Source organism: Pseudonocardia pini, assembly GCF_013870575.1.
In the GTDB taxonomy this organism is placed as follows: domain Bacteria; phylum Actinomycetota; class Actinomycetes; order Mycobacteriales; family Pseudonocardiaceae; genus Pseudonocardia; species Pseudonocardia pini.
In genome coordinates, this window is the sequence record NZ_JACBXB010000757.1 from 1 (window position 1) to 2,670 (window position 2,670).

A 2,670-nucleotide genomic window follows, 5' to 3' on the forward strand; every position below is an offset into this window, starting at 1 on the left:
GGCGGTGCCCACCACGCTGTCCGTCGAGCCCGGTCCGGTGCCCGAGCCCGTCGCCTTCGCGGCGTACTTCGTGGCGTCGGAGTCCCTGACCAACGTGGCGAAGTACGCGGGTGCCAGCGCCGCCACCGTGCGCGTGACGCGCGAGCCGGGTGCCCTGCTCGTCGAGATCGCCGACGACGGGATCGGGGGTGCCGATCCCGCCCTCGGCTCCGGTCTGCGCGGCCTCGCCGACCGCGTCGAGGCCCTCGGCGGCGCGCTACGGGTGGCCGAGCGGCCCGGGGGCGGCACCGTCGTGGGAGCGGTGCTGCCGCTTCGTCCGTGACCAGGGGACCAGCACGAGGGTGAGGACCAGGAACAGCAGGCCCGCCACCAGCAGGCCGATCGCGAGCGGGGTCAGGACACCGATCGCCACCCCACCGGAGGCGACGACGTCGACGCCCGCGGCGCCGTCGGCGTTCATCACGACGACGGTCCACCGGCCCTGCCGCGCGGGCCAGTCGACGCGCTGCTCCCCCGGTCCCTGCGCCGACGCGGCCCAGAAGGTCTGTGTCGCGGGCGGGGCCGGGGTGCGGGTCCCGGGGGCCGGGACGACGTCGACGGTGTCGGTGCGGTCGTCGACGTCGACGACGCGGTCCCGCGCCACATCGGCGAGGTACCCGGCGACCTGGTCGCTCGGCCCGATCCCGACGAACACGGCGTCGGAGCCCGCGGCGGCCGCGGTGACCCGGAAGTCGAGTCCGCCCGGCGGCCGCAGACCCGGTGCCACGCCGAGGTACTGCAGGCCGAGGTCCTCGACGACGAGGGCGTGGCCCGCGCCCGCCGCCCGGAGGCCGGAGGCGGTGTAGTGGCCGTCCCCGTCGCGGAGGTCGAGCTGGGCCCAGGCCAGCACCCCTCCCCCGACGAGCAGCGCGAGCGCGACGATCCCGGTCAGCGCGGCCACGAGCACGCGGACGACGGTCGCCGCGGGCGAGGGATCGCGGGACCGGTCGAGGGTCCCGCCGGGCAGGTTCACGGTGTTCTGGGGTGAGTTCATGGGCCGAGAGTCCGCCGCGGGCGACGCGCCGGGTAGCGGGACCGCCCGGTCCCCGGGGCAGGGTCAACCCTGGCTCAGGCGGGGACGACCTCAGGGGCCTCCGCCCGACGTCCCAGCCGGGCGGCGATCGCGGCGCAGGCCATCAGCTGGATCTGGTGGAAGAGCATCAGCGGCAGGACCAGCAGCCCGACCTCACCGCCCGCGAACAGCACGCCCGCCATCGGCAGGCCGGTGGCCAGGCTCTTCTTCGAGCCGCAGAACAGGATCGTGATCCTGTCGGCGGGGTCGAAGCGGCGCGCGCCGAACCAGGTGAGCGCGAGGACCACGGCCAGCAGCACCACGCAGGTGGCCACGAGCGCGGCGAGGGCGCCGAGCGAGAGCCTGCCCCAGATCCCCTCCACCATGCCCGCGCTGAACGCCACGTAGACCACGAGCAGGATCGACCCGCGGTCCACCACCTGCAGGTACCTCTTGTTCCGGGTGACCCAGCCGCCGACCCACCGGCGCAGCAGCTGCCCGAGGACGAACGGCGCCAACAGCTGCAGCGCCACGTCCAGCAGCGCCCCGCCCGAGATCCCGCCCCGGGAGGAGAGCAGCAGCCCGGTGAGCAGCGGGGTGACCACGATGCCGAGCAGGTTGGACAGGCTCGCCGCGCAGATCGCCGCGGGCACGTTGCCCCGCGCGATCGAGGTGAACGCGATGGACGACTGCACGGTGCTCGGCAGGCAGCAGAGGAAGAGCACACCGAGCTTCAGCTCCGTGGGCAGGACGCTCGCCGGGACGAGCTGGACCGCCAGCCCGAGCAGCGGGAACACCACGAACGTCGCCAGCACGACCGTGCCGTGCAGCCGCCAGTGCCTGAGCCCGTCGATCGCCTCGCGGGTGGAGAGCCGGGCGCCGTAGAGGAAGAACAGCAGCGCGATCGCGACGGTCGTGGCGTGCGAGAACCCCGTGGCCACGCCGCCGCGGGCGGGCAGCAGCGCGGCGATCCCGACGGTCAGCAGGATCAGCACGAGGAACGGGTCGACCTTCACGCGGCGGAGCACCGACCCATGCTCCGCCGGCCCCGGTCATTCGGAAACACGAATAGCGCACTGTCTGTCATCACGAACTACGATGACCGACGTGGATCCGGTGCTCCTGCGCTCCTTCGTCGCCGTCGCGCGGGCGCTGAGCTTCACCCGGGCCGCGGCCCGTCTCGACCTCCGCCAGTCCACGGTCAGCCAGCACGTGCGCAGGTTGGAGGCGCTCGTCGCGCGGACGCTGCTGGTGCGGGACACGCACGCGGTGGAGCTCACCAAGGACGGCGAGGCGATGCTGGAGTTCGCCACCGCGATCCTCGACGCCGGCGACCGCGCGCTGGCCCACTTCCGCGGCGCGCACGTGCGGGAGCGCCTGAGGTTCGGTGTCTCCGAGGACCTCGTGCTCACCCGCCTCCCGACGATCCTGGCCGAGTTCCGCGGGCGGCACCCGGCCGTGGACCTGGAGCTGACCGTGGGGCTCAGCGAGACCCTGGAGGCCGCGATCGACCGCGGCGAGCTGGACCTGCTGTTCGCCAAGCGCTCCGCTCGACGGACCGGGGGCACGCCGGTGTGGAGCGACCGGTTCGTCTGGGTCGCGGCGCCGGGCCTGCGGCT

The 2,670-nt window shown here is 74.2% G+C and carries 4 protein-coding genes; 2 read left to right on the top strand and 2 right to left on the bottom strand.

Features of this window, described 5'->3' with window-relative positions; genetic code table 11:
- Nucleotides 1-322 (top strand): sensor histidine kinase (locus H5J29_RS28405; protein ID WP_376768585.1); only part of this gene is annotated, 322 nt, incomplete at its 5' end.
- Here the strand turns inward: H5J29_RS28405 and H5J29_RS28410 are convergent.
- On the bottom strand, nucleotides 257-1,033 hold the full coding sequence (locus H5J29_RS28410; RefSeq protein ID WP_181784061.1) for a hypothetical protein: 777 nt from the start codon (nucleotides 1,031-1,033) through the stop codon (nucleotides 257-259). The genes H5J29_RS28405 and H5J29_RS28410 overlap by 66 nt on opposite strands.
- Nucleotides 1,034-1,107: 74 nt before the next feature.
- Complete coding sequence (locus H5J29_RS28415) at nucleotides 1,108-2,079, bottom strand: bile acid:sodium symporter family protein (protein WP_181784062.1); 972 nt, start codon at nucleotides 2,077-2,079, stop codon at nucleotides 1,108-1,110.
- 79 nt (nucleotides 2,080-2,158) lie between these two features.
- Here H5J29_RS28415 and H5J29_RS28420 point away from each other — a divergent pair.
- Nucleotides 2,159-2,670, top strand: a 512-nt coding sequence (locus H5J29_RS28420; RefSeq protein WP_312858456.1) for a LysR family transcriptional regulator, incomplete at its 3' end; no start/stop codon positions are given.

Coding starts and splice junctions, on each gene's coding strand:
- H5J29_RS28410 (WP_181784061.1), bottom strand. CDS start 1,033: ATGAACTCACCCCAGAACACCGTGAACCTGCCCGGCGGGACCCTCGAC.